Origin of the sequence: Stutzerimonas balearica DSM 6083 (genome assembly GCF_000818015.1) — a bacterium.
In the GTDB taxonomy this organism is placed as follows: Bacteria; Pseudomonadota; Gammaproteobacteria; order Pseudomonadales; family Pseudomonadaceae; genus Stutzerimonas; species Stutzerimonas balearica.
This window is the reverse complement of sequence record NZ_CP007511.1, coordinates 3924685-3946912: the sequence shown is the minus strand read 5'-3', so window position 1 is coordinate 3946912 and position 22228 is coordinate 3924685. Positions and strand designations below refer to the sequence as shown.

19 protein-coding genes are annotated in these 22228 nt (G+C 66.9%); 11 read left to right on the top strand and 8 right to left on the bottom strand.

Annotation, left to right across the window (positions count from 1 at the left end; all coding sequences use genetic code 11):
* The 3 genes from CL52_RS18340 to CL52_RS18330 are packed head-to-tail and all read left to right on the top strand — an operon-like array spanning position 1 to position 2603.
* A complete protein-coding gene (locus CL52_RS18340) occupies positions 1-819 on the top strand; it encodes a CheR family methyltransferase (RefSeq protein WP_043222305.1) in 819 nt (272 codons plus the stop codon).
* Entirely contained in the window at positions 816-1415 is a 600-nt protein-coding gene (locus tag CL52_RS18335; RefSeq protein WP_043222303.1) for a chemotaxis protein CheB, read from the top strand. Before CL52_RS18340 ends, CL52_RS18335 begins: the two co-directional genes overlap by 4 nt.
* Before the next feature lie 3 nt (positions 1416-1418).
* Positions 1419-2603, top strand: coding sequence for a hybrid sensor histidine kinase/response regulator (locus CL52_RS18330; RefSeq protein WP_043222301.1), 1185 nt, complete (start codon positions 1419-1421; stop codon positions 2601-2603).
* A 71-nt stretch (positions 2604-2674) separates the two neighbouring features.
* Here CL52_RS18330 and CL52_RS18325 read toward each other — a convergent pair whose 3' ends face one another.
* The 5 genes from CL52_RS18325 to CL52_RS18305 all read right to left on the bottom strand — a co-directional run bounded on the left by CL52_RS18325 (position 2675) and on the right by CL52_RS18305 (position 12109).
* Positions 2675-3190 (bottom strand): Hcp family type VI secretion system effector, encoded by a 516-nt coding sequence (locus CL52_RS18325; RefSeq protein ID WP_041108256.1) that lies wholly within the window; start codon positions 3188-3190, stop codon positions 2675-2677.
* A gap of 275 nt (positions 3191-3465) precedes the next feature.
* On the bottom strand, positions 3466-4929 hold the full coding sequence (gene selO / locus CL52_RS18320) for a protein adenylyltransferase SelO (RefSeq protein ID WP_043222298.1): 1464 nt from the start codon (positions 4927-4929) through the stop codon (positions 3466-3468).
* Between the two features lie 91 nt (positions 4930-5020).
* The gene (gene mscK / locus CL52_RS18315; RefSeq protein WP_043222296.1) at positions 5021-8320 is read right to left on the bottom strand and encodes a mechanosensitive channel MscK; all 3300 of its coding nucleotides are present in this window, start codon (positions 8318-8320) and stop codon (positions 5021-5023) included.
* Positions 8321-8410: 90 nt separating this feature from the next.
* Positions 8411-10156, bottom strand: a complete 1746-nt coding sequence (locus CL52_RS18310) for a potassium/proton antiporter (RefSeq protein WP_043222294.1) — start codon at positions 10154-10156, stop codon at positions 8411-8413.
* 150 nt (positions 10157-10306) lie between these two features.
* On the bottom strand, positions 10307-12109 hold the full coding sequence (locus tag CL52_RS18305; protein WP_043222292.1) for an acyl-CoA dehydrogenase: 1803 nt from the start codon (positions 12107-12109) through the stop codon (positions 10307-10309).
* A 134-nt stretch (positions 12110-12243) separates the two neighbouring features.
* Between CL52_RS18305 and fni the strand changes: the two genes are divergently transcribed.
* On the top strand, positions 12244-13284 hold the full coding sequence (fni, locus tag CL52_RS18300) for a type 2 isopentenyl-diphosphate Delta-isomerase (RefSeq protein ID WP_043222288.1): 1041 nt from the start codon (positions 12244-12246) through the stop codon (positions 13282-13284).
* On the opposite strand, the gene CL52_RS18295 is transcribed toward fni, so the two are convergent.
* Positions 13285-14328, bottom strand: coding sequence for an NAD(P)H-dependent flavin oxidoreductase (locus tag CL52_RS18295; protein ID WP_043222284.1), 1044 nt, complete (start codon positions 14326-14328; stop codon positions 13285-13287).
* Positions 14329-14466: 138 nt separating this feature from the next.
* On the opposite strand from CL52_RS18295, the gene CL52_RS18290 reads away from it, so the two are divergent.
* Positions 14467-15306: a 23S rRNA (adenine(2030)-N(6))-methyltransferase RlmJ gene (locus CL52_RS18290; protein ID WP_043222281.1), complete on the top strand. Its 840-nt coding sequence runs from the start codon at positions 14467-14469 to the stop codon at positions 15304-15306.
* A gap of 158 nt (positions 15307-15464) precedes the next feature.
* Here the strand turns inward: CL52_RS18290 and CL52_RS18285 are convergent, their stop codons facing one another.
* On the bottom strand, positions 15465-16439 hold the full coding sequence (locus CL52_RS18285) for a serine/threonine protein kinase (protein ID WP_041108244.1): 975 nt from the start codon (positions 16437-16439) through the stop codon (positions 15465-15467).
* 82 nt (positions 16440-16521) lie between these two features.
* Positions 16522-17226 (bottom strand): ComFC family protein, encoded by a 705-nt coding sequence (locus CL52_RS18280; RefSeq protein ID WP_043222279.1) that lies wholly within the window; start codon positions 17224-17226, stop codon positions 16522-16524.
* 93 nt (positions 17227-17319) lie between these two features.
* On the opposite strand from CL52_RS18280, the gene bioB reads away from it, so the two are divergent.
* The 6 genes from bioB to CL52_RS18250 all read left to right on the top strand — a co-directional run bounded on the left by bioB (position 17320) and on the right by CL52_RS18250 (position 22212).
* Complete coding sequence (gene bioB / locus CL52_RS18275) at positions 17320-18375, top strand: biotin synthase BioB (RefSeq protein WP_041108240.1); 1056 nt, start codon at positions 17320-17322, stop codon at positions 18373-18375.
* A gap of 86 nt (positions 18376-18461) precedes the next feature.
* Entirely contained in the window at positions 18462-19640 is a 1179-nt protein-coding gene (gene bioF, locus CL52_RS18270; RefSeq protein ID WP_043222277.1) for an 8-amino-7-oxononanoate synthase, read from the top strand.
* A complete protein-coding gene (locus CL52_RS18265) occupies positions 19633-20358 on the top strand; it encodes an alpha/beta fold hydrolase (protein ID WP_043222274.1) in 726 nt (241 codons plus the stop codon). The genes bioF and CL52_RS18265 overlap by 8 nt, the downstream gene beginning before the upstream one ends.
* A gap of 1 nt (position 20359) precedes the next feature.
* A complete protein-coding gene (bioC, locus tag CL52_RS18260; protein ID WP_043222271.1) occupies positions 20360-21160 on the top strand; it encodes a malonyl-ACP O-methyltransferase BioC in 801 nt (266 codons plus the stop codon).
* A 29-nt stretch (positions 21161-21189) separates the two neighbouring features.
* A complete protein-coding gene (bioD, locus tag CL52_RS18255) occupies positions 21190-21888 on the top strand; it encodes a dethiobiotin synthase (protein WP_043222267.1) in 699 nt (232 codons plus the stop codon).
* 78 nt (positions 21889-21966) lie between these two features.
* Positions 21967-22212, top strand: coding sequence for a hypothetical protein (locus tag CL52_RS18250; protein WP_041108231.1), 246 nt, complete (start codon positions 21967-21969; stop codon positions 22210-22212).
* Positions 22213-22228: the final 16 nt, after the last annotated feature.

The following is a 22228-nucleotide window of genomic DNA, read 5'->3' as shown; positions in this document are numbered from 1 at the left end:
ATGCCCGACCGCACCATGGAGATCGAGCTCAAGCTGCTGATCGAGGCGATCTACCTCAAGTACAGCTACGACTTTCGCGAGTACTCGGCCGCCTCGATGAAGCGCCGCGTGCTGCTGGCGCTGCGGCAGATGCGCTGCGAGAACGTGTCCGAGCTGCAGCGGCGCATTCTCTATGACGCGACGGCGTTCATGGAGCTGCTGCAGTACCTGACGATCCCGGTCAGCGACATGTTCCGCGACCCCGGCTATTTCCTCGCGCTGCGCGAGCAGGTGGTGCCTCTGCTACGCACCTATCCGTCGCTGAAGGTGTGGGTGGCCGGGTGCAGCACGGGCGAGGAGGTCTATTCGCTGGCGATCCTGCTGCGCGAGGAAGGCCTGCTCGAGCGCACCATCCTCTACGCCACCGATATCAATCCGCAGTCGTTGGAGCGCGCCCGCCAGGGAATCTTCCCGATCAAGCACCTGCGGCAGTACACCGAGAACTACCAGCGCGCCGGCGGCAAGCGCAGCTTTGCCGATTACTACACCGCCGCGTATGACTCGGCGATCATGGACAAGAGCCTGAAGGAAAATGTCACCTTCGCGGACCACAGCCTGGCGACCGACAGCGTATTCTCCGAAACCCAGCTGATTTCCTGCCGCAACGTACTGATCTATTTCAATAAACCGCTGCAGGATCGGGCCTTTGGCCTGTTTCACGAATCGCTTTGCCACCGTGGCTTCCTCGGGCTGGGCAGCAAGGAGACCGTCGAGTTCTCCGGTTGCGCCGATCTCTACGAGCCTTTCGACAAGCAGGAGCGGATCTTCCGCAAGCTATGAACCGCGTGATCGTCGCCTCTCTCGCCGGCCGTGAGCCGCCCCTCGAAGCCGTGGTCATCGGTACCTCGGCCGGTGGTCTGGCGGCGCTCAGCCGCCTGGTCAGCGGGCTGAGCAGCCACTTTCCGCTGCCGATCCTGGTGGTCCAGCACGTACCGGCCGGCACACCGACGCAGCTTGCCGAGATCTTTCAGCGCAAGACCGGGCTGCGGGTCAAGGAAGCCGACGAAAAGGAGGCACTGCGGCCGGCAACGCTGTATTTTGCTCCCCCCGGCTATCACCTGCTGCTCGAGAGCGACCGCAGCCTCTCGCTGAGTCAGGATGACGCCGTGCATTTTTCCCGTCCGTCGATCGACGTGCTGTTCGAATCGGCGGCCGACGCCCTGGGTCCCGCATTGCTTGGCATCCTTTTGACCGGTGCCAACGAGGATGGCGCCGCCGGCCTGGCGGCGATCCATCACGCCGGTGGTCTGACCATCGTTCAGGATCCTGCCGAGGCCGAGGTCGACACCATGCCTCGTGCCGCACTCCAGCGCTTCGCGCCGGATTACCTACTGCCCCTGCGCGACATCCACCAGCTGTTGCGCGAACTGGAGTGACCGATGCCCGACCACACCGTTGAGGCAAACCTGCTGATCGTCGACGACCTGCCGGAGAACCTGCTGGCACTGGGCGCCCTGCTGCAGATGCCGGGCATTCGCGTGCACCAGGCCGAATCGGCCGAACAGGCGCTCGAGCTGCTGCTCAGGCACGAGTTCGCCCTGGCCATTCTCGACGTGCAGATGCCGGGCATGGACGGCTTCCAGCTGGCCGAACTGATGCGCGGCACCGAGCGCACCAAGCAGATCCCCATCGTCTTCGTCAGCGCCGCCGGGCGCGAGCTGAACTACGCCTTCAAGGGCTACGAGAGCGGGGCGGTGGACTTCCTGCACAAGCCGCTGGATGCCCATGCGGTGCGCAGCAAGGTCAGCGTGTTCGTCGATCTGTACCGCAGCCGCAAGGCGCTTTCGCGTCAGCTCGAGGCGCTGGAAAAGAGCCGCCGCGAGCAGGAGGTGCTGCTCGATGAACTGCGCAGCACCCAGGCCGAGCTGGAAAGCGCCATCCGCATGCGCGATGACTTCATGTCGATCGTCTCGCACGAGCTGAAGACGCCGCTCAACACGCTGATCCTCGAGGTGCAGCTGCGCCGGATGCAGCTGGCACGCAACAACTTCGCGGCGTTCACCGAGGACAAGCTGCGCAGCATGGTCGACAAGGACGAGCGCCAGGTACAGAGCCTGATCCGCCTGATCGACGACATGCTGGATGTCTCGCGCATCCGCACCGGCAAGCTGTCGATCCGCCCGCACGAGGTCGATCTGGTCGGCCTGGTGGGCAACGTGGTGGAAAACTTCGCCCCGCAGATGGAGGCCAAGGGCTGCAGCCTGCAGTACCAGCAGTGCGAGCCGATCGTCGGGGTCTGGGACGGGTTCCGTATCGAACAGGTGGTGGCCAACCTGCTGACCAATGCGATGCGCTATGGCGCCGGCAAGCCGGTGCAGGTGAGCGTATCGCGAGTGCCGGACGGCGCCTGCATCCAGGTCCGCGATCACGGCATCGGCATCAGTGCGAAAAGCCTGTCGCGCATCTTCCAGCAGTTCGAGCGTGCCGAGGGCAGCGAGTGCAGTGCCGGGCTCGGGCTCGGGCTGTACATCGCCGAACAGATCGTCAAGGCCCATGGCGGGCGGATTCAGGTGGAAAGCGAGGAGGGCAAGGGTTCGCTGTTCAGGGTGACCCTGCCGGTCTAGTGCTCGCCGCGGTCGTTCCCCGGCCAGCGGCAAAGCCGCGCCACCGGACGGGCCCGGTGACGCGGCGCGGGTCAGACGATCGGCGCGCGCCAGTCGTCCGAGCCGGAGGTGCCGGAGACCTCGTGGGTCCAGACGATCTTGCGGTAGGTGAAGTAGACGTCTTCCAGATGCGTGAAGTGCGCCATGTTCGGGTCCTGGCAGTTCGGCATGCGCGACTGCACGTCAACGATCACCGCATCTTCCAGTTCGATGGTGTAGTAGTGCTCTTGGGTTCCGGTGGCCGAGGTGCGGTACCACTCCAGGCGGCACTTGGACAGGCGCTCGCCGGAGGTCAGGGCGTTGAAGATCAGCGGCGACGACTTGTCGAACACCTTGGTGATCATCAGCGGCTTGTGCACGCGCTGGCCGGTGGGCTGGCCCGACTGCGGGTCGCGCGGGATGATGACCTGATGCTGAAAGGCCTGCACCAGGATCTGGTCTTCGTGTCCTTCCTGGAAAATGTTGCCGACCGAGTCCTCGGTAAAGGTGCCAGCCGTGATCAGGCCTTGCTTGGTGCCTTCGAGGGACAGGTACGCGGGTGTTGGCATGAGTGCTCTCCTTGCTTGTGGGGTCGTTGCCAGAGTGGCGAAAAGACCCAGTCAAGTGTCATGCCTGTTTGAAAAATCGCATATATATCAGTTGCTTAGGCTTTTTGTGTCGAGGCGGCTGCGCGCCTGCTGTGCAGCGCTTCGCATGTCATTGTGCAAGCCATTGCGCAGCGGCGGCGGAAAGCTGCGCACATGGCCGTCACCCCGCGCCGGGCGGCGCTGGCGGCCGTTTTTCGGGGCCGGCGACGGGGTCGGTTGCGCAACAACTGGCACAGTCAGGATGAGCAGCTGATCGCCAGATGCTTGCCCCACTCCGGTGGTGGTTCGGCGTAGCGCTCACGGCCGGGCTGCTCGTCGAACGGGCGGCTGAGTACCTCGTGCAGCTCGCGCACCGGCGCGTAGTCGCCACGTTCGGCAGCCTCGATCACCTGCTGGGCCAGATAGTTGCGCAGCACGTAGCGCGGGTTGACCGCGTGCATGCGCGCCTGGCGCGAGGCCTGGTCGAGCTGCCCCTCGGCGGCCACGCGGGCGCGATAGGCCTCGGCCCAGCGGTCGAACCCGCTGAGGTCGACGAAGTCCTCGCGCAGCCGTCGCAGCGCCTGCTCCGGCTCGCTGTCGCCGAGTTCGCGGAAGAATCGGGTGTAGTCCACGTGGCTGCCCTGCATCAGCCCGAGCAGTGTCTGCACCAGCGCCTTGTCGGCTTCCTCGGCACGGGTCAGGCCCAGGCGGCGGCGCATCAGGTCGAGCCACTGCGCCTCGTAGAGCGGCAGGAACAGCGCCATGGTCTCCTGCAGCGCGGCGACCTCGACGAAGGGAGTCAGGGCCTGCGCCAGCGCGGCGAGGTTCCAGTGGGCGATCGGCACCTGGTTCTCGAAGGCGTAGCGTCCGGCATCGTCGGAGTGATTGCAGATGAAACGCGCATCGAAATCATCGAGAAAGGCGTAGGGCCCGAAGTCGAAGGTGATGCCGAGAATCGACATGTTGTCGGTGTTCATCACCCCGTGGCAGAAGCCGTAGGCCTGCCAGTAGGCGATCAGCGTCGCGGTGCGTTCGAGCACCTCGCGGAAGAACGCCCGATACGGTTCGGGATGTTCCAGGCACTCGGCGAAGTGCGCGCCGAGCACGTGGTCGAGCAGATCGCGCAGGGCGTCGTGCTGGCGCGTGTAGTAGAAGAATTCGAAGTGGCCGAAGCGCACATGGCTCTGCGCCAGGCGCAGCAGCATGGCGCCGCGTTCGGGGCGCTCGCGGTAGACCGGCGTGCTCGAGGAGGTCACGCACAGCGCCCGGCTGCTGGGGATGCCCAGCGCGTGCAGGTGCTCACTGGCGAGAAACTCGCGAATCGATGAACGCAATACGGCACGGCCGTCGCCCATGCGCGAGTAGGGCGTCAGGCCGGCTCCCTTGAGGTGCAGGTCCCAGTACTGCCCGGCTTCGTTGCGCACTTCGCCGAGCAGCAGGCCGCGACCGTCCCCCAGCTGCGGGTTGTAGGCGCCGAACTGGTGGCCGGAGTAGACCATCGCCCGCGGCTCGGCGGTGGCCCAGATCTTGTGTCCGGAGAACAGCTGCGTGAACAGCGGCTGTTCGGCTTCGTCCGCTGGCAGATCGAGCAGGGCCATCGCCGAGCGGCTGGCGACCACCAGTTGCGGGTCGTTCAGCGGTTGCGGCTCGATCGCCGTGGAAAAGGTGTCGCCCAGGCGGGCGAAACGGTTGTCGAAATGCAGTTCGGTCAGGGTCTTCACACGCGGCTCCGTGCCGCCGCTGGTGTCGGCGACGTGGCGGAACGCCCGCCGGGCGAGCGGTTCCGCGTTTCAGGTGATTTGAAGCTTAGGCCTATTCGATCCCGCGGGGTTCGCTGGCCGAGATCGGCACGGCCTGCGGCTGCGGCAGGTTCAGCTCATGGCCGTTGCGGTCCTTCAGGTGCACGTCGAGCTGGCGGAAGGCGATGACGATGCCCTGCTCGCGGAACTCGCGGTCCAGGCGCCGGTTGATCTCGTCGATCACCGGGTTGCGGTCGCCAAGGTCGCGCACGTGCAGGCGCAGCTCGTGTTCCAGCCGGCTCTCGCCGAAGTTGAGAAAGAACACCTGTGGCTCCGGGTCCTTCAACACCCGCGGGTTTTCACGCGCGGCGGCGAACAGCAGTTCGCGGACCCGTTCGAGGTCCGAGCCGAAGCGCACGCCGATGCGCAGGGTGACGCGGGTGACAGTATCGCTCAGCGACCAGTTGAGCAGCTGATCGGTGACGAAGGTCTTGTTCGGAACGATGATTTCCTTGTGGTCGAAATCGGTGATGGTCGTCGCGCGGATGCGGATGCGGCTGACCGTGCCGGAGAGGTTGCCGATGGTCACCACGTCGCCGATGCGCACCGGCTTCTCGAACAGGATGATCAGGCCGGAGACGAAGTTGGCGAAGATCTCCTGCAGGCCGAAGCCCAGGCCCACCGAGAGCGCCGCCACCAGCCATTGCAGCTTGTCCCAGCTGACCCCGAGCGTGGACAGCGTGGAGACGATGCCGGTGCCGACCAGGGTGTAGGACAGCAGCGTGCCGGTGGCATAGGCGCTGCCCGGCGCCAGGCGCATGCGCGAGAGCACCAGGACCTCGAGCAGGCCCGGCAGGTTGCGCGCCAGGATCACGGTGATGAAGGCCACCGCCAGGGCGCCGAGCAGGTCGTTGAGGCTGATCGTCGAGGTGCTGAGGGCCTCGCCGGTGCCGCTGGTGTATTCGTAGAGCGTGACGTTGTCCAGGTAGGAGACCACCGAGATCAGATCCGACCAGACCCAGTACAGCGCCACCAGGAACAGGCCAAAGGTGGCCAGGCGGGTCAGGCGCAGCGACTGCTGGTTGACTTCCTCGATATCCAGCCCCGGCTCCTCGATGGTTTCGGGCTGCTCGGCGGTGCCGTTTTCCTCGGCTGCCTGGCGCTTGGCCACGGCGCGCTGGTAGGCCAGGCGGCGCGCGGCGATGGTCAGCGAGCGCACCAGCGTCGCCTCCAGGGCCACCCAGATCATCATCAGGTAGAGCGTGTCGATCAGGCGGTCGGTGAGCTTGAGCGCGGTGTAGTAGTAACCGAGCCCGACGACCACGATCAGCGCCAGCGGCAGCAGGCTGAACAGCACGCCGAGGAACAGCCGCGCCGGCGGCGCGTTCTCGGTGGCCGGCCCCTTGAGCAGGATGCGCATCAGACGCCAGCTCATCAGTGCATAGCAGGTCAGCACCACGACGAGGCCGAGCACGTCGTCGGCAAGATTGGCCGGTTGCTGCTCGGCGATGCTGACCACTACCACCAGCGCCAGTACGACCAGGCCCAGTCGACGGATCTCGTTGCGCAGAAAGGCCACCTGCGGATGCGACCAGCGGAAATGCAGCTCGGCCACGCGGCCTGGCGAGAGCATGCGGTAGGCGGTGTAGAACACCAGCCAGGCCTGCGCCATCTGGTACAGCGCCGCGCCCAGCCCGAGGTTCTGGCCGCGCGCATCGATCTGCAGCAGATAGCCGCATAGCGCCAGCAACAGCGCGCCGGGCAGCGCCAGCAACACATTGAGCAGCAAGGCCAGCGGCGTGTGCAGCTGGCTGTCGTTGCGGAAATGGCCGATGTCGCGGCTCAGTGCGTCGAGCTTGGCGTTGATCGCCCGGCGCCGCCAGAGCAGCACGGCGATCGACAGCAGCAAGGGCAGGAACAGCAGCGGGCGCTCCTTGAGCCCGGCACCCAGCTCGCTCACTACCGCAGCCCAGGGAATGCTGCCGAGCTGGCGCTCGAGGCGCTGCGGGGCGCTGGCCAGCCAGCTGAAGTCCAGCGGCTTGTTGCTCGGGATCCAGAACATCTGCTCGTCGAGCGTCGCGCTGAGCGCCCGCGCGGTGTCGTGCAGCTGCTTCTGGTTCAGCTGCAGGGTGATCGACTCGTTGAGCAGGGCATTGAGTTCGCGGTTCAGGCGGTCGAGCAGTTCACTGCGGGTGCGTACCAGGTCGAGCAGGGCGGCGCGCAGCTCCGGGGTCACCTGCTCGGCCGGCTGGTCGGCAAGCAGCTTGTCGACATAACTCTGTGGGTTGCCGGCGCGGTCGCGCGCCTGGTTCAGCTCGAACTGGTAGAGGCGCAGGTCGGCGATTTCGTCAGCGAGGTTCTTATCCAGCTGCACCTTGGGCAGGTTCAGCTTCTGCTGATAGAGGATCTTCGACAGCAGCAGGCTGCCCTCGAGCACGGCGATCTGTTCCTCCAGCGCGCGGTCGGTCTGCGTCAGCGTGTCCAGCTGCTGGCGCGCGCGCAGGTTCTCCTGGTTCAGCGCATTGAGCCGCTCGGTGGCGCGCAGCAGGTAGTCGGAGAGTTTCAGGTTCTCGGCGCTTTCGGCGGCCAGCAGCTTGTCGGAGCCGGCCTGCTGGGCCTTGGCCGACAGCTCGGCGACGGTCTGCTCGGATTCGGCGCGGCGCTTCTCGTTGATCAGCGCCTGCAGGGCCTGCGCTTCCTGCTCGGCCCGTGCGATGCGCTCGGCCAGCAGATCCCGGCGCGCCTTGCCGAGGTCCTGCAGCAGGCTGTTGCCGGCCAGTTCCTGTCGGCGCAGCTCGATCTGCGCGGTGAGCGCGGCGATCTCGGCCTCGATCAGTGCGCGCTGCTCGTCGCTGAGCGCCTTGCCGTTGTCGCGCCCGCTTTTCAGCTGCGCATTGAGCGTCTGGATACGCGACTGGGCATTAGCGATCTGCGACTGCGCCCGCTCCGGGCGGGTCTGTGCGGTGATGATCAGGCTGTTCGCTTCGGTCAGCTGCTTCTGCCAGTCCGACAGCTCGGTCAGGCGCTGCGCCAGGCGCTGCTCCAGCGCCTCGACCGAAAGCCCGGCATGGCGTTTGGCCGGGTCGGGCGTCGGCCCGGCCTTGAGCTTGCCGAGGTCGCGCTGCGCCGTTTCGATCTCGCGCGGCGCCTGGGCGAGCAGGCGCTTGAGGTCCTCGAGCTGCTGGGCGCTGGTTGCGGCCTGGTCCTGCTGCTGTTGGGCCTGCTCGGTGAGGCTCGGCTGGGCCGGCTTGCTCTCGCTTTCGGCGCTTGCCTGGTTGCCGCTCAGGGCGTCGAGCGGCTGTGCCTGCAGACCTGGCGCGAAGCCGGACAGGGTGAGCAGGAGGGCCAGCAGGAACGTGCGCAAGGGAGCCATGAATGCCATCTGGGAGGTCGAACGAGCGATGAGTCTACGGGCTGCGCCGGGGCAGCGCGAGCCCGTAAGATCAACCGCAATCCGGTTGGTTCACAGCAGCAGTTGAGGGCCGGGTTTCTCGCCTTCGGGGAAGCGCAGGCCGACCTTGCGAACCTCGCCGCCCTCCATTGCCGCGACCGTCCAGGTCAGGCCGTTCCACTCGACCTGGTCGCCGACCACCGGCTGGCCGCCGATCTGCTCGGCAAGGAAGCGGCCGATCTGGCGACTGCCATCGACCTCGCCGAGCTTGAGCCCGTACAGCGCTGCAAGGGCACTGAGTTCGGCCTCGCCCTCGAGGATGAAGTCGCCGAAGAAACGCATGTCCTGGCCCCGCTTGGGCGCCTGGCTGAACAGCTTGCCGAGCGCCGGCAGGTCTTCTTCATGGCCGATCACGCAGAGGATGTCGCCGACCTGCAGCCGCGTGCTGCCGGACGGGTGCAGCAGCTCGGTGCCACGAAACAGTGCGGCGATGCGGGTGCCCGGCGGCATCTTCAATTCGCGCAGGGCGGCGCCGACGCACCATTTGGAGGCGCTCAAGCGGTAGATGAACAGCTCCCACTGGCTGGTGGTATGGACCTGCAGGCCGGTACGCGAGATCGGCAGTGGCGAGGGCGGAACCTCGACCTTGGCCTTTTTCGCCGCCCACGCCAGCGTCGAGCCCTGCAGCAGCAGGGACACCAGGACGATGAAGAACGCCACGTTGAAGAACAGCTGGGCATTTTCCAGTCCGGCCATCAGCGGGAACACCGCCAGGATCACCGGCACGGCGCCGCGCAGGCCGATCCAGGATATGAACAGCCGCTCGCGCAGATGGAAGCTGCGAAACGGCAGCAGGCTGACGAACACCGCGAGCGGGCGGGCGCAAAGGATCATCCACAGCGACAGCGCCAATGCCGGCACGGCGATCGGCAACAGATCGCTGGGCGTGAGCAGCAGGCCGAGCACGAGGAACATGCCGATCTGGCTGAGCCAGGCCAGGCCGTCGAGCATGTGCAGGATGCCATGCCGGTTGCGGATCGGCCGGTTGCCCAGCAGCAGGCCGCAGACGTAGATCGCCAGGATGCCGCTGCCGCCGACCGCGCTGGACAGGGCGAAGATCATCAGGCCGCCGGCCACCGCCAGTAGCGGATAGAGCCCGTCGGCTACCGAAAGACGGTTGATCAGTTGCAGCAGCAACCAGCCACCGGCCAGGCCGAGCAGCGTACCGATGCCGAACTGCTGGACCAGCTTGAGCAGGAAGTCCCAGCTGAAGCCGGTCTGGCCGGCCAGCAGCATGTCGATCAGCGCCACGGTCAGGAACATGGCCATGGGGTCGTTGCTGCCCGATTCGATCTCCAGCGTCGAGCCGACCCGCTCGTTCAGCCCCTTGCCATTGAGCAGGTTGAACACCACGGCGGCGTCGGTGGAGCCGACGATCGCGCCGATCAGCAGGCCCTGCAGCAAGGGCAGCTCGAATAACCAGGCGGCGGCCAGGCCGGTCAGGCCGGAGGTGATCGCCACGCCCAGCGTCGCCAGGGAAAACGCCGGTTTGAGCGCGACGCGGAAGGTCGCGGTGCGTGTACGCATGCCGCCGTCGAGAAGGATTACCGCCAGCGCCAGGTTGCTGATCACAAAGGCCAGCTGATAGTCGTTGAAGACGATGCCGCCGACGCCATCGACACCGGCCAGCATGCCGACAGCGAGAAAGATGACGAGGATGGGGACGCCGAGCTTGGCCGATAGCGAACTCAGCAGAATGCTTGCCGCAACCAACAAGGCACCAATGAAAAACAGGTGGTTGATGTTGCCGACGTCCAAATGAGCGCTCCGATAGATACTGACTGGCCGCGATCATGCTAACGGCTGGTTATGCATGAGACGTGCCAGTCATTGTAACCCGATGTTTTGACGGACAGTCAAAAAACGCCCCGCATCGGCGGGGCGCTTCGGGTGGAGAGCTCGTCGATGCTAGAACCAGGCGTCCTGCATGGCGAGGCAAGTGTCGTCGCGCGCCTCGAGAAGGGCAAGCTCCGGCGCGCAGGCCGGGACTTCCCAGGTGAGGAACAGGCGCGCCGCCTGCAACTTGCCGCGGTAGAAATCGGCGTCCGCCGGCTGGCCGCCGGCCAGGCCCTGCTCGGCGCGGATCGCCTGTTCCAGCCAGCGCCAGCCAACCACGGCATGGCCGAATACCTTCAGGTACAGCGCCGAGTTGGCCAGGGTCTGGTTGACCTTGCCGGCCATCAGGTCGCCGAGCAGTGCCTGGGTCACGCGGGTCAGGCCGGCGAGGTGCTGCTCCAGCGGCTGGCGCAGTGCGCTCAGCGAGTCGTATTCGGCGGCGCGTGCGCAGCAGGCCTGGATCAGCCCGAGCAGCTGGCGCAGGCCGGCACCCTTGTTCTGCATCAGCTTGCGGCCGAGCAGGTCCAGCGACTGGATGCCGTGGGTGCCCTCGTGGATCGGATTAAGGCGGTTGTCGCGGTAGTACTGTTCCACCGGGTATTCGCGGGTGTAGCCATGGCCGCCGAGGATCTGGATCGCCAGTTCGTTGGCCTTGAGGCAGAACTCCGAGGGCCAGGACTTGACGATGGGGGTGAGCAGGTCGAGCAGCTCGCCCGCGTTGCGCCGCTCTTCGTCGCTCTCGGCGGTCATTTCGTCGTCGACCAGCCGCGCCGAGTACAGGCCGAGATCGAAGGCGCCTTCGACGTAGGCCTTCTGCAGTAGAAGCATGCGCTTGACGTCGGTGTGCTCGATGATCGCCACCTGCGCCGAAGCCGGGTCCTTGCCGTCCGGCAGGCGACCCTGCGGACGCTCGCGGGCGTAGTTCAACGAGTAGAGGTAGCCGGCGTAGCCGAGCATGATCGCGCCCATGCCGACGCCGATGCGCGCCTCGTTCATCATCTGGAACATGTAGGCCAGGCCCTTGTGCGGCTCGCCGACCAGATAACCGACGCACTCGCCGTTGTCGCCGAAGTTCAGCGCGGTGCTGGTGGTGCCGCGCCAGCCCATCTTGTGGAACAGCCCGGCGAGCAGCACGTCGTTGCGCTTGCCGAGGCTGCCGTCGTCGTTTACCAGGAACTTCGGCACGATGAACAGGCTGATGCCCTTCACCCCGGGCGGCGCGTCCGGCAGCTTGGCCAGCACCATGTGCACGATGTTTTCCGACAGCGGGTGGTCGCCACCGGAGATGAAGATCTTGTTGCCCTTCAGGCGATAGCTGCCGTCGCCGGCCGGTTCGGCGCGGGTGCGGATGTCCGACAGCGAGGAGCCGGCGTGCGGCTCGGTGAGCGCCATGGTGCCGAAGAAGCGGCCATCGATCATCGGCTGCAGGAACAGGCGCTTCTGCTCGTCGGAGCCGAAGGCCTCGATCAGGTGGGCCGCGCCCATGGTCAGCATCGGATAGGAGCTGGTGGCGATGTTGGCCGACTGGAAGTGGGCGAAGCAGGCGCGCGACAGCAGGTTGGGCAGCTGCATGCCGCCGTCCTCGAAGCTGCGCCCGGCGTTGTGGAAACCCGCCTCGATAAAGGCATCGACCGCCGGCTTGACCTCGGGAATCAGCACCGCCTCGCCGTTCTGGTAGACCGGCTCGTGCTCGTCGGACTTGCGGTTGTGCGGGGCGAAGTACTTCTCGGCGATGATGCGCGCCGTGCCCAGCGCCGCGTCGAAGGTCTCGCGGCTATGCTCGGCGAAGCGCTCGCGCCGGGTCAGCGCCTCGGCGTCCAGCACTTCGTACAGTTCAAATGCCAGGTTGCGCTGGCAGATCAGGGTCTCGGGCATGGTGGCACCTCCGGTTCTTGTGCGGCCGAGTCTAAGGAGCGCCCGCGCGCGCTGCCTAGCTCCATACATTCGGGTGATGGAGCCATAAAACCGGCCGTCTTCTGGCATCCTGCGCGGTAACCGAGGAGGACGACATGGCCGACAACGAGCTGACCACGCGCAAGAACGATCATCTGGACATCGTCCTCGATGCCTCGCGCCGCCGCGCCTCGGCATCCGCGGGCTTCGAAGCGTTGCGCTTCGAGCACTGCGCCTTGCCCGAGCTGGACCTCGACGCGATCGACCTGGGTACCACGCTGTTCGGCCGGCCGCTGGCGGCACCCCTGCTGATCAGCTCGATGACCGGTGGCGCGGCGCGCGCCGAGGCGATCAACCGGCATCTGGCCGAGGCCGCACAGGCGCTTGGCATCGCGCTGGCGGTGGGCTCGCAGCGGGTGGCGCTGGAGGCGGGCGATGCCAACCAGGGGCTGACCCGCGAGCTGCGTCGGTTGGCGCCGGACGTACCGCTGCTCGGCAACATCGGCGCCGCGCAGCTGGTGCTGGGATATGGCGTGGACGAGGCGCGGCGGGCGGTGGAGATGATCGAGGCCGATGCGCTGATCATCCACCTCAACCCGTTACAGGAAGCCGTGCAGCCGGGAGGCGACCGCGACTGGCGCGGCGTGCTCGGCGCCATCGAGGCGCTGGCGCCGCGGCTCGAGGTGCCGCTGGTGGTCAAGGAGGTCGGCTGCGGGTTGTCGCCCGCGGTGGCGCGGCGGCTGCTCGATGCGGGTGTCGCCGCGCTCGATATCGCCGGCCTGGGAGGTACCAGCTGGGCCGCGGTGGAGGCGGCGCGGGCGACCAATCAGCGGCAGCGGCTGGTGGCCGAAGCCTTTGTCGACTGGGGCACTCCCACGGCCGAAGCGCTTCGCCAGGTGCGCCAGGCCTGCCCCGAGGCCCTGTTGATCGGCTCCGGTGGCATCCGTGACGGCGTCGATGCGGCCAAGGCGATCCGTCTTGGCGCCAACCTCGTCGCCCAGGCCGCCGCCGTGCTGGAAAGCGCGCTGCAGTCGAGCGAGGCGGTGGTCGAGCATTTCCGCGCGGTCATCGAGCAGTTGCGAGTCGTCTGCTTCTGCACCGGCTCGGCCGATCTCGCCGCGCTGGCGCAGGCGCGGCTGATCGATACGGGCGGTTGATCAGCTGCGCCAGCCGGCCGCCAGTTCGCGGGTCAGCTCGGCGGCGGGGACTTCCCGGCAACCGCTGGCGTTCTGTCCGGCCCATAGCGGCGTGCAGTGATCCAGCACGAGACGCTCGGTCTTGGCACGCAACGCGGCGATGGCATTGCCGGCCAGGGGGAACTCCGGCACACCGTCGGGCAGCGGGCCGAGCTCACGCATGAGGCGGTTGAGGATGCCGCGCGCCGGCCTGCCGGAAAACACCGTGGTCAACGCCGTGTGCCGGGCACGCGTACTCTTCAGCGCCGCGCGGTGCAGCGCATTGGTGCGGCTTTCCGGGCACAGCAGGTAAGCGGTGCCGAGTTGAACGCCGGCCGCGCCCAATGCCTGCGCGGCGGCCACTCCCTGTGCATCGGCGATGCCGCCGGCGGCCACCACCGGAACATCCAGTGCGGCGACCAGCTGCGGTAGCAGGGCAAAGGTGCCGAGCTGGGTAGTCAGGTCTTCGCTGAGAAAGATGCCACGATGGCCGCCGGCCTCGAGCCCCTGGGCGATCACCAGGTCGACGCCGTGCTCCTGTAGCCAGAGGCCTTCTTCGAGCGTGGTGGCGCTGGAGGCGATCCTAGCGCCGGTGGCACGGGCGCGCTGCAGCAGGTCTGGCGTTGGCAGGCCGAAATGGAAGCTGATCAGTGCCGGCCGATGGCGTTCCAGCACTTCGGCCATCGTCGCGTCGAACGGCTGGCGGGTCGCCTCGCCGGGGATCTGCGCCGGGTCGACACCGAATTCGGCGAAATAGGGCGCCAGCAACCGGTGCCAGGTTTCGATGCGCGCCGGGTCATGCGGCGGAGTCTGATGGCAGAAGAAGTTGACGTTGTAGGGCCGGTCGGTCAGCGCTTCGAGGGCGCTCAGCTCCGTTTCCAGGCCGGCGGCATCGAGCATGCCTGCCGGCACCGAGCCCAGGCCTCCGGCCTGGCACACCGCCGCGGCGAGCTGGTGGTTCTGGGCACCGGCCATGGGGGCCTGGATGATGGAGTGCTGTATGCCAAGTAGATCGCGCAGGTTCATGGTCGGCTCCGTGGTGATGGGTGGATATGCCTGACACTCTAGCCGCAGCCTACCCATAGGGACACGTCAACGGTCATGAACGGCCTGCGCAGCGGCGGGCCGCGCGAGTAAACTGCGCGCCTCTCGAGGAGCGATCAGATGAACTACCGCCACGCCTTCCACGCCGGCAACCACGCCGACGTGCTCAAACACCTGGTCCTGAGCCGGATCTTCGCCCTGCTGGCGCGCAAGGAGGCACCGCTGGCCTATCTCGACAGCCACGCGGGCGTAGGGCTCTACGACCTGGCCGGCGACCAGGCCAGCCGTACCGGCGAGTGGCTGCAGGGCATCGCGCGCATCTGGGCCGAGCAGGCGCGGCCGGCACTGCTCGATGACTATCTCGGCGTGATCTGCTCGCTCAACCCGGACGGCGCGCTGCGCTACTACCCGGGCTCGCCGGAACTGGCGCGGCAGCTGACCCGCGAGCAGGATCGGCTGCAGCTCAACGAGAAGCATCCGGAGGATGGCGCCCTGCTCAAGGACAACATGTCCGGCGACCGCCGCGTCGCGGTGCACCGGGGCGAGGGCTGGCATGTACCGCGGGCGCTGATGCCGACCCGCGAGAAGCGCGTGGTGCTGCTGATCGACCCGCCGTTCGAACAGGCCGACGAACTGAGCCGATGCGTCACGGCGCTCAAGGAAGCGCTCGGCCGCATGCGCCAGACCATCGGCGTGATCTGGTTTCCGATCAAGGACGAGCGTCAGCTCAAGCGCTTTTATCAGGACCTCGCCCGCAGCGGCGCCCCGAAACTGCTGCGCGCCGAACTGTTCGTCCACCCCGCCGACGACGCCAGCCGCCTGGCCGGCTCGGGCCTGGCCATCGTCAACCCGCCGTGGGGGCTGGAGGAAGAACTGCGAGAGCTGTTGCCCTGGTTGGCCGAGCAGTTGGCGCAGAGCCAGGGTGGCTGGCGGCTGGACTGGCTGATCGAAGAGGCCTGAGCCGCTGAGATCGCCGCCTGGTGGACCGCCACCCGGTGGATCGCCACCCGGTGGATCGATAAAGCGCGATCCAGCCTACGCAGACGCCTGGATTCGTAGGGTGGATGTCGTTTTTCACCCCACCGTCACGGGGCTGAAGTCGCACCGCTAGGCCGTCCTCAGAACAGTCTGAGCGGCTCTTCCTGCAGCGCCGACATCTGCTCGCGCAGGATCAGCACCTGGTCGCCCCAGTAGCGCTCGCTGCCGAACCAGGGAAAGCTCATGGGGAACGCCGGGTCGTCCCAGCGCCGCGCCAGCCAGGCGCTGTAATGCAGCAGCCGCAGGGCGCGCAGGGCCTCGATCAACGGCAGCTCGCGCGGGGCGAAATCGTGGAATTCCTGGTAGCCATCCACCAGTTCGGCCAGTTGGCCGAGCCGTTCGTGACGCTCGCCGGCGAGCATCATCCATAGGTCCTGTACGGCCGGCCCCATGCGGCAATCGTCCAGATCGACGAGGTGGAAGACTTCGTCGCGGGCGAGGATGTTGCCCGGGTGGCAGTCGCCATGCAGGCGAATCGGCGTGAATTGCACCTGGGCAAAGGTGTCCTCGATCCGCTTGAGGAGGTCGCGTGCCACCGATTCATAGGCCGGGCGCAGGCTGCGGGGGACAAAGTCGCCCTCGAGCAGGGTGGTGAGCGAATCATGGCCGAAGTTCTGCACGCCGAGGCTTTCGCGGTGCGCGAACGGCCGGCTGGCGCCCACCGCATGCAGGCGCCCGAGCAATTGGCCGAGGCGATAGAGTTGATCGAGGTTGCCCGGCTCTGGCGCACGACCGCCACGCCGCGGGAACAGGGCAAAGCGAAAGCCGGCGTGTTCGAACAGCGTCGTACCGTTGCGCGCGAGCGGCGCCACCACCGGCACCTCATGTTCGGCCAGCTCCAGGCTGAACTGGTGCTCCTCGAGGATCGCCGCATCGCTCCAGCGGGCGGGGCGGTAGAACTTGGCGATCAGCGGTTCGGCATCCTCGATGCCCACCTGGTAGACGCGGTTCTCATAGCTGTTGAGCGCCAGTACACGGGCGTCGCTGAGAAAGCCGAGGCTTTCCACGGCATCGAGGACCAGGTCGGGGGTGAGGTTGTCGAAGGGATGGGACATGACCGGCTCCGCGAGTTGGGCCGTGCAGTGTACGTAGGGCGTGAATCTCGCGCAGCGATTTCCACCGTGCACGACGACACACTCAATCCCCCGGCTTGGGCGTTCGGGCCAGGCAGTAGACGTCCACCCGCGCCGCGCCGGCTCGCTTGAGCAGGCGTGCCAGTGTGCTGGCGGTAGCTCCGGTGGTGAGCACGTCGTCGACCAGGGCGAAGTGCCGCCCGCGCACCTGGGCATCGCTCGCCAGGGTGAACGCGTGGCGCAGGTTGCGCCGGCGACTGGCCGCATCCAGCCCCTGCTGCGGTGCGGTGTCCTGGCTGCGTCGCAGCAGGGTCGTGTCGACCGGCAGTGCCAGCGATGCACCCAGCCAGGCGGCGAGCATCCTGGCCTGGTCGAAACCGCGCTGGCGCAGACGCCGGCGCGCCAGCGGCACCGGCAGCAGCGCATCCGGGCGTTCGAGCCCTTCGCTGAAGGCGTGCCGCAGATGGCCCGCGAGGCCGTCGGCCAGGACGCGACCCAGAGGCCAGCGCGCCTGGTGCTTGAAACGATTGATCAGGGTGTCGACCGGAAAGGCGAAGCGCCAGGGCACCTCCACCCGATCATAGGCGGGCGGATGGCGCAGGCATTCACCACACGCCAGGCCCGCGGTCGGCAGTGGCAGGGCGCAGATCGCACAGTGACCGGCAAGCCAGGGCAGCTCTCGTTCACAGGCGTGGCAAAACGCTCCGTCGCCGATGGCCTCGTCACACAATAGGCAAAATTGCTCAATAGTTAGCCACTTGTAAACCATGATTCCATTCCTGGTTGACAGCTCCGGGGCCTTGGCTAACCATTCCGCATCCGTGCCAGGCCCGCGAGCCGCTATTTATTACAAGGAACAGCCATGAGCGCCACGTCCGCTTCCGTCATTCGCCACGACTGGACCCTCGAGGAGGTCAAGGCGCTCTTCTCCCAGCCCTTCAATGACCTGCTGTTCCAGGCCCAGACGGTGCATCGCCAGCATTTCGACGCCAACCGCGTGCAGGTCTCCACGCTGCTCTCGATCAAGACCGGCGCCTGCCCGGAAGACTGCAAGTACTGCCCGCAGTCCGGCCATTACAACACCGGTCTGGACAAGGAAAAGTTGATGGAAGTGCAGAAGGTGCTCGAGGCCGCCGCCGAGGCCAAGGCCATCGGCTCGACGCGCTTCTGCATGGGCGCGGCCTGGAAGCATCCGTCGGCCAAGGACATGCCCTACGTGCTGAAGATGGTCGAGGGCGTCAAGGCGATGGGCCTGGAAACCTGCATGACCCTCGGCAAGCTCGATCAGGAGCAGACCCGTGCCCTGGCCGCAGCGGGCCTGGACTACTACAACCACAACCTGGATACCTCGCCGGAGTTCTACGGCAACATCATCACCACCCGCACCTACGCCGAGCGTCTGGAGACGCTGAGCTACGTGCGCGAGGCGGGGATGAAGATCTGCTCGGGTGGCATCCTCGGCATGGGCGAGTCGCTGGACGACCGCGCCGGCCTTTTGATCCAGCTGGCCAATCTGCCCGAGCATCCGGAATCGGTACCGATCAACATGCTGGTCAAGGTCAAGGGCACGCCGCTGGCCGAAGAGCAGGACGTCGATCCGTTCGACTTCATCCGCATGCTCGCCGTGGCGCGCATCATGATGCCGAAATCCCATGTGCGCCTGTCCGCCGGGCGCGAGCAGATGAACGAGCAGATGCAGGCCCTGGCCTTCTTCGCCGGCGCCAACTCGATCTTCTACGGCGAGAAGCTGCTGACCACCGGCAACCCGCAGGCCGACAAGGACATGCAGCTGTTCAAGCGCCTGGGCATCCAGCCCGAGGAGCGCCATGAGCATGACGACGAGGTGCACCAGGCGGCGATCGAGCAGGCGCTGATCGAGCAGCGCGATTCCAAACTGTTCTACGACGCCACTGCCTGACCGGCCCTCTATGTAGGAGCGAGTTCGCGCGCGAAGCAGGTGCCAGACCTCGTCTGCGAGCAGACTCGCTCCTACGGTAACCGTACATGCCCTTCGATCTTCAAGCCCGCCTCGCCGCCCGCCGCGCGGAGCATCTGTATCGCCAGCGCCCGCTGCTTGCCAGCCCCCAGGGTCCCGAGGTGGTGGTCGATGGCCAGCGCCTGCTGAATTTCTGTTCCAACGACTACCTCGGGCTGGCCAACCATCCCGAGGTGATCCGAGCCATGCAGGACGGCGTGGCGAAGTGGGGCGTGGGTGGCGGCGCCTCGCATCTGGTGATCGGCCACAGTGGGCCGCATCACGAACTGGAGGAGGCGCTGGCCGAGTTCACCGGCCGGCCGCGCGCGCTGCTGTTCTCCACCGGCTACATGGCCAACCTGGCCGCGGTTACCGCGCTGGTGGGGCAGGGCGATACGGTGCTCGAGGACCGACTCAACCATGCCTCGCTGCTCGATGCCGGCCTGCTCTCCGGGGCACGCTTCTCGCGCTACCTGCACAACGACGCCGAGAGCCTCGGCAAGCGCCTGGGCAAGGCCGAAGGCAGCACGCTGGTGGTGACCGATGGCGTGTTCAGCATGGATGGCGACCTGGCCGAGCTCCCGGCGCTGTGCGCCCAGGCCAGGCGGCACGGTGCCTGGATGATGGTCGATGATGCCCATGGTTTCGGGGCTCTGGGGGCCAGCGGCGCTGGGGTCGTCGAGCATTTCGGCCTCGAGCTGGACGATGTGCCGGTACTGGTCGGCACGCTCGGCAAGGCGTTCGGAACCGCCGGCGCTTTCGTTGCCGGCAGCGACGAGCTGATCGAGACGCTGATCCAGTTCGCCCGGCCGTACATCTATACCACCAGCCAGCCGCCTGCCGTTGCCTGTGCCACACTCAAGAGCATGGAACTTCTGCGTAGCGAGGGCTGGCGGCGCGAGCATCTGCAGCGGCTGGTGGCGCGTCTGCGCGAAGGCGCAGCGCAGATCGGGCTGACCCTGATGGACAGCCCGACGCCCATCCAGCCTGTGTTGATCGGCGACAGCGCGCGCGCGCTGCGGCTGTCCGCCCTGCTGCGCGAGCGCGGCATCCTCGTAGGGGCGATTCGCCCGCCAACGGTTCCGGCCGGCAGTGCGCGCCTGCGCATCACGCTCAGCGCGGCGCACAGCGAAGCGCAGCTTGAGCGCCTGCTGCAGGCGCTGGCCGAGAGCTGGCGCCAACTCGTCAAGGAGGCTGAAGATGCGTGACCGACTGATGCTGTTGTCTGGCTGGGCGTTCGGCCCGGCCGCGCTGGAACCCCTGGCCGAGCTGCTGCTCGAACGGGGGCCGCATCTGCAGGTGGACATCGTCTCCTTGCCGACGCTGGGTGATCCCGATGCCTGGCTGGATGAGCTCGATGCCCGGCTGCCAGCCGACAGCTGGCTGGCCGGCTGGTCGCTGGGCGGCATGCTGGCCACACAGTTGGCGGCACGTCGAGGCGATGCCTGCAACGGGCTGATCACGCTGTGCAGCAACCCCTGCTTTCGCAGTCGGGACGATTGGCCCGCGGCGATGCCGGCGGAAGTGTTCGAGGCCTTTCATGCCGCATTTCGCCTGGGGCCTGAGGAGACACGAAAGCGCTTCAGCCTGCTGGCCAGTCGTGGCGGCTTCGATGCGCGCACCCTGGCCCGGCAGCTCGAGGTCAGTCGCCTGGAGTGTCCGGTCGCCGCGCTCGATGCCGGGCTGCAGCTGCTGGCTGCGCTCGACGGGCGCGAGGCGCTGCGCCGCTTCGTCGGCCCGCAGCTGCATCTGTTCGCCGGCAATGATGCGCTGGTGCCAGCCGCCGCTGCGCAGGCGCTGCTCGACTGGCTACCGGATGTGGAGGTCGATGTGATCGAAAACGCCAGCCACGCGCTGCCACTCGAGCGTGCCGAGGACATCGCAACGGCGATGCTGGCTTTCATGCAGCGCGGCGAGGAGGACTGACTTGGCCGAGCTGTCGTCCCACGCGTTGCCCGACAAGCGCCAGGTCGCTGCATCCTTTTCCCGCGCCGCCAGCAGCTACGATGCCGTCGCCGAGCTGCAGCGACGGGTTGGCGAGACGCTGCTGGCCGACCTACCGCGTGACTGGCAACCGTCCAGTTGGCTCGACCTGGGCTGTGGCACCGGGCACTTCTCCCGCGCGCTGCACTCGCGCTTTGCCGAGGCCCGGGGCGTCGCCCTGGACATCGCCGAGGGCATGCTGCGCTATGCACGACCGCGTGGCGGCGCGACGCATTTCGTGGCCGGCGATGCCGAAGCGCTGCCGATGCGCGCGGATAGCACCGATCTGATCTTCAGCAGCCTGGCGCTGCAGTGGTGCGAGGATTTTTCCTCGGTGCTCGGCGAGGCACACCGGGTGCTGCGCAGCAACGGAGTGTTTGCCTTCAGCAGCCTGTGCAGCGGGACACTGGCTGAGCTGCGTGACAGCTGGCAGCGCGTCGATGGCTTTACCCACGTCAACCGTTTCCGTAGCGAGGCGGTGTACCGCGCACTCTGCGAGGCCAGCGGTCTGCAACTGGTCAGTCTGCAGGTTCGCCCCGAGGTCCTCTATTTCGATGACCTGCGTCAGCTGACCCAGGAACTCAAGGCGCTCGGTGCGCACAATCTGAACCCAGGCCGCCCGGGTGGCCTCACCGGGCGCGCCCGCGTTCGCGCGCTGGTTGCCGCCTATGAGTCGTTCCGGTGTGCCAGCGGGCTGCCGGCGACCTATCAGGCGATCTATGGCGTGCTGCGCAAGCGCCAGTGAGCGGCATCTTTTTCGTACGGGATAAGTGCATGAAAGCCTTTTTCGTCGCCGGCACGGATACCGATGTCGGCAAGACCACCATCGCCGCAGGCCTGCTCTGCGCCGCGCGTCTGGCCGGGCTGTCCACGGCGGCGGTCAAGCCTGTCGCTTCGGGTTCCTGGTACACCGTCGCGGGCCTGCGCAACGACGATGCGCTGGCGCTGCAGGCGCAATGCAATCCGCCGCTGGACTATTCGGCGGTGAACCCACTGGCTTTCGAGCCCGCCATCGCTCCCCACATCGCCGCCCGAGAGGCAGGAGTCGAACTGAGCGTTGCGACCCTGCGACCGGGCATCGAGCGCGTGCTGGCGCGCGGGGCCGATTTCACCCTCGTCGAAGGTGCCGGTGGCTGGCGCGTACCGCTGAGCGGTCGGGAAACCCTGGCCGACCTTGCGGTCGCGTCGCAGTTGCCTGTGCTGCTGGTCGTCGGGGTGCGGCTGGGGTGCATCAACCACGCCTTGCTCACGGCCGAGGCGATCCACCGCGACGGCCTTGCCCTTGCTGGGTGGATCGCCAATGTGGTCGATCCGCATACCTCACGATTGGCGGAGAATCTCGCCACGCTCGGCGAGCTGATGCCCGCACCCTGCCTGGGTACGGTGCCGTGGCTGGAAGACCCGGATGCCTCGACGGTGGCGAAACACGTGACGCTGGCGCCGTTGGGCATCGCGATATCGGCGGAATCGTGAGCCGCATCCGGCACGCCGGGTTGCGGGGCGTGCCAATGCCTGCTTGAATGCTGGCAGAACGACTTCACGAGCATGGCCATGCAGATCAACAGCTTTCTTGGTTCGGCGCTGGCGGCCTATCAGGCCGGGCAGCGGCGTATCGACGACGCCGGTGCAGCCATCGCCACTTCCGCTGTGCCAGCTGTGAGCAATTCCCTGGCACTGACCGACCTCGGCGAGCAGATGCTCGAGTTGCGCGGCGGTCAATACGATGCCATGGCTGCGGTGCGCATGATCCGCAGCGCCGATGAAGTGCTCGGTACGCTGATCGACACTCAGGCCTGAGCCGCCTCGCCTCCCG

Coding starts and splice junctions, on each gene's coding strand:
- CL52_RS18340 (WP_043222305.1), top strand. CDS start 1: ATGCCCGACCGCACCATGGAGATCGAGCTCAAGCTGCTGATCGAGGCG.
- CL52_RS18335 (WP_043222303.1), top strand. CDS start 816: ATGAACCGCGTGATCGTCGCCTCTCTCGCCGGCCGTGAGCCGCCCCTC.
- CL52_RS18330 (WP_043222301.1), top strand. CDS start 1,419: ATGCCCGACCACACCGTTGAGGCAAACCTGCTGATCGTCGACGACCTG.
- CL52_RS18325 (WP_041108256.1), bottom strand. CDS start 3,190: ATGCCAACACCCGCGTACCTGTCCCTCGAAGGCACCAAGCAAGGCCTG.
- mscK (WP_043222296.1), bottom strand. CDS start 8,320: ATGGCTCCCTTGCGCACGTTCCTGCTGGCCCTCCTGCTCACCCTGTCC.
- CL52_RS18305 (WP_043222292.1), bottom strand. CDS start 12,109: ATGCCCGAGACCCTGATCTGCCAGCGCAACCTGGCATTTGAACTGTAC.
- fni (WP_043222288.1), top strand. CDS start 12,244: ATGGCCGACAACGAGCTGACCACGCGCAAGAACGATCATCTGGACATC.
- CL52_RS18295 (WP_043222284.1), bottom strand. CDS start 14,328: ATGAACCTGCGCGATCTACTTGGCATACAGCACTCCATCATCCAGGCC.
- CL52_RS18290 (WP_043222281.1), top strand. CDS start 14,467: ATGAACTACCGCCACGCCTTCCACGCCGGCAACCACGCCGACGTGCTC.
- CL52_RS18285 (WP_041108244.1), bottom strand. CDS start 16,439: ATGTCCCATCCCTTCGACAACCTCACCCCCGACCTGGTCCTCGATGCC.
- CL52_RS18280 (WP_043222279.1), bottom strand. CDS start 17,226: ATGGTTTACAAGTGGCTAACTATTGAGCAATTTTGCCTATTGTGTGAC.
- bioB (WP_041108240.1), top strand. CDS start 17,320: ATGAGCGCCACGTCCGCTTCCGTCATTCGCCACGACTGGACCCTCGAG.
- bioF (WP_043222277.1), top strand. CDS start 18,462: ATGCCCTTCGATCTTCAAGCCCGCCTCGCCGCCCGCCGCGCGGAGCAT.
- CL52_RS18265 (WP_043222274.1), top strand. CDS start 19,633: ATGCGTGACCGACTGATGCTGTTGTCTGGCTGGGCGTTCGGCCCGGCC.
- bioD (WP_043222267.1), top strand. CDS start 21,190: ATGAAAGCCTTTTTCGTCGCCGGCACGGATACCGATGTCGGCAAGACC.
- CL52_RS18250 (WP_041108231.1), top strand. CDS start 21,967: ATGCAGATCAACAGCTTTCTTGGTTCGGCGCTGGCGGCCTATCAGGCC.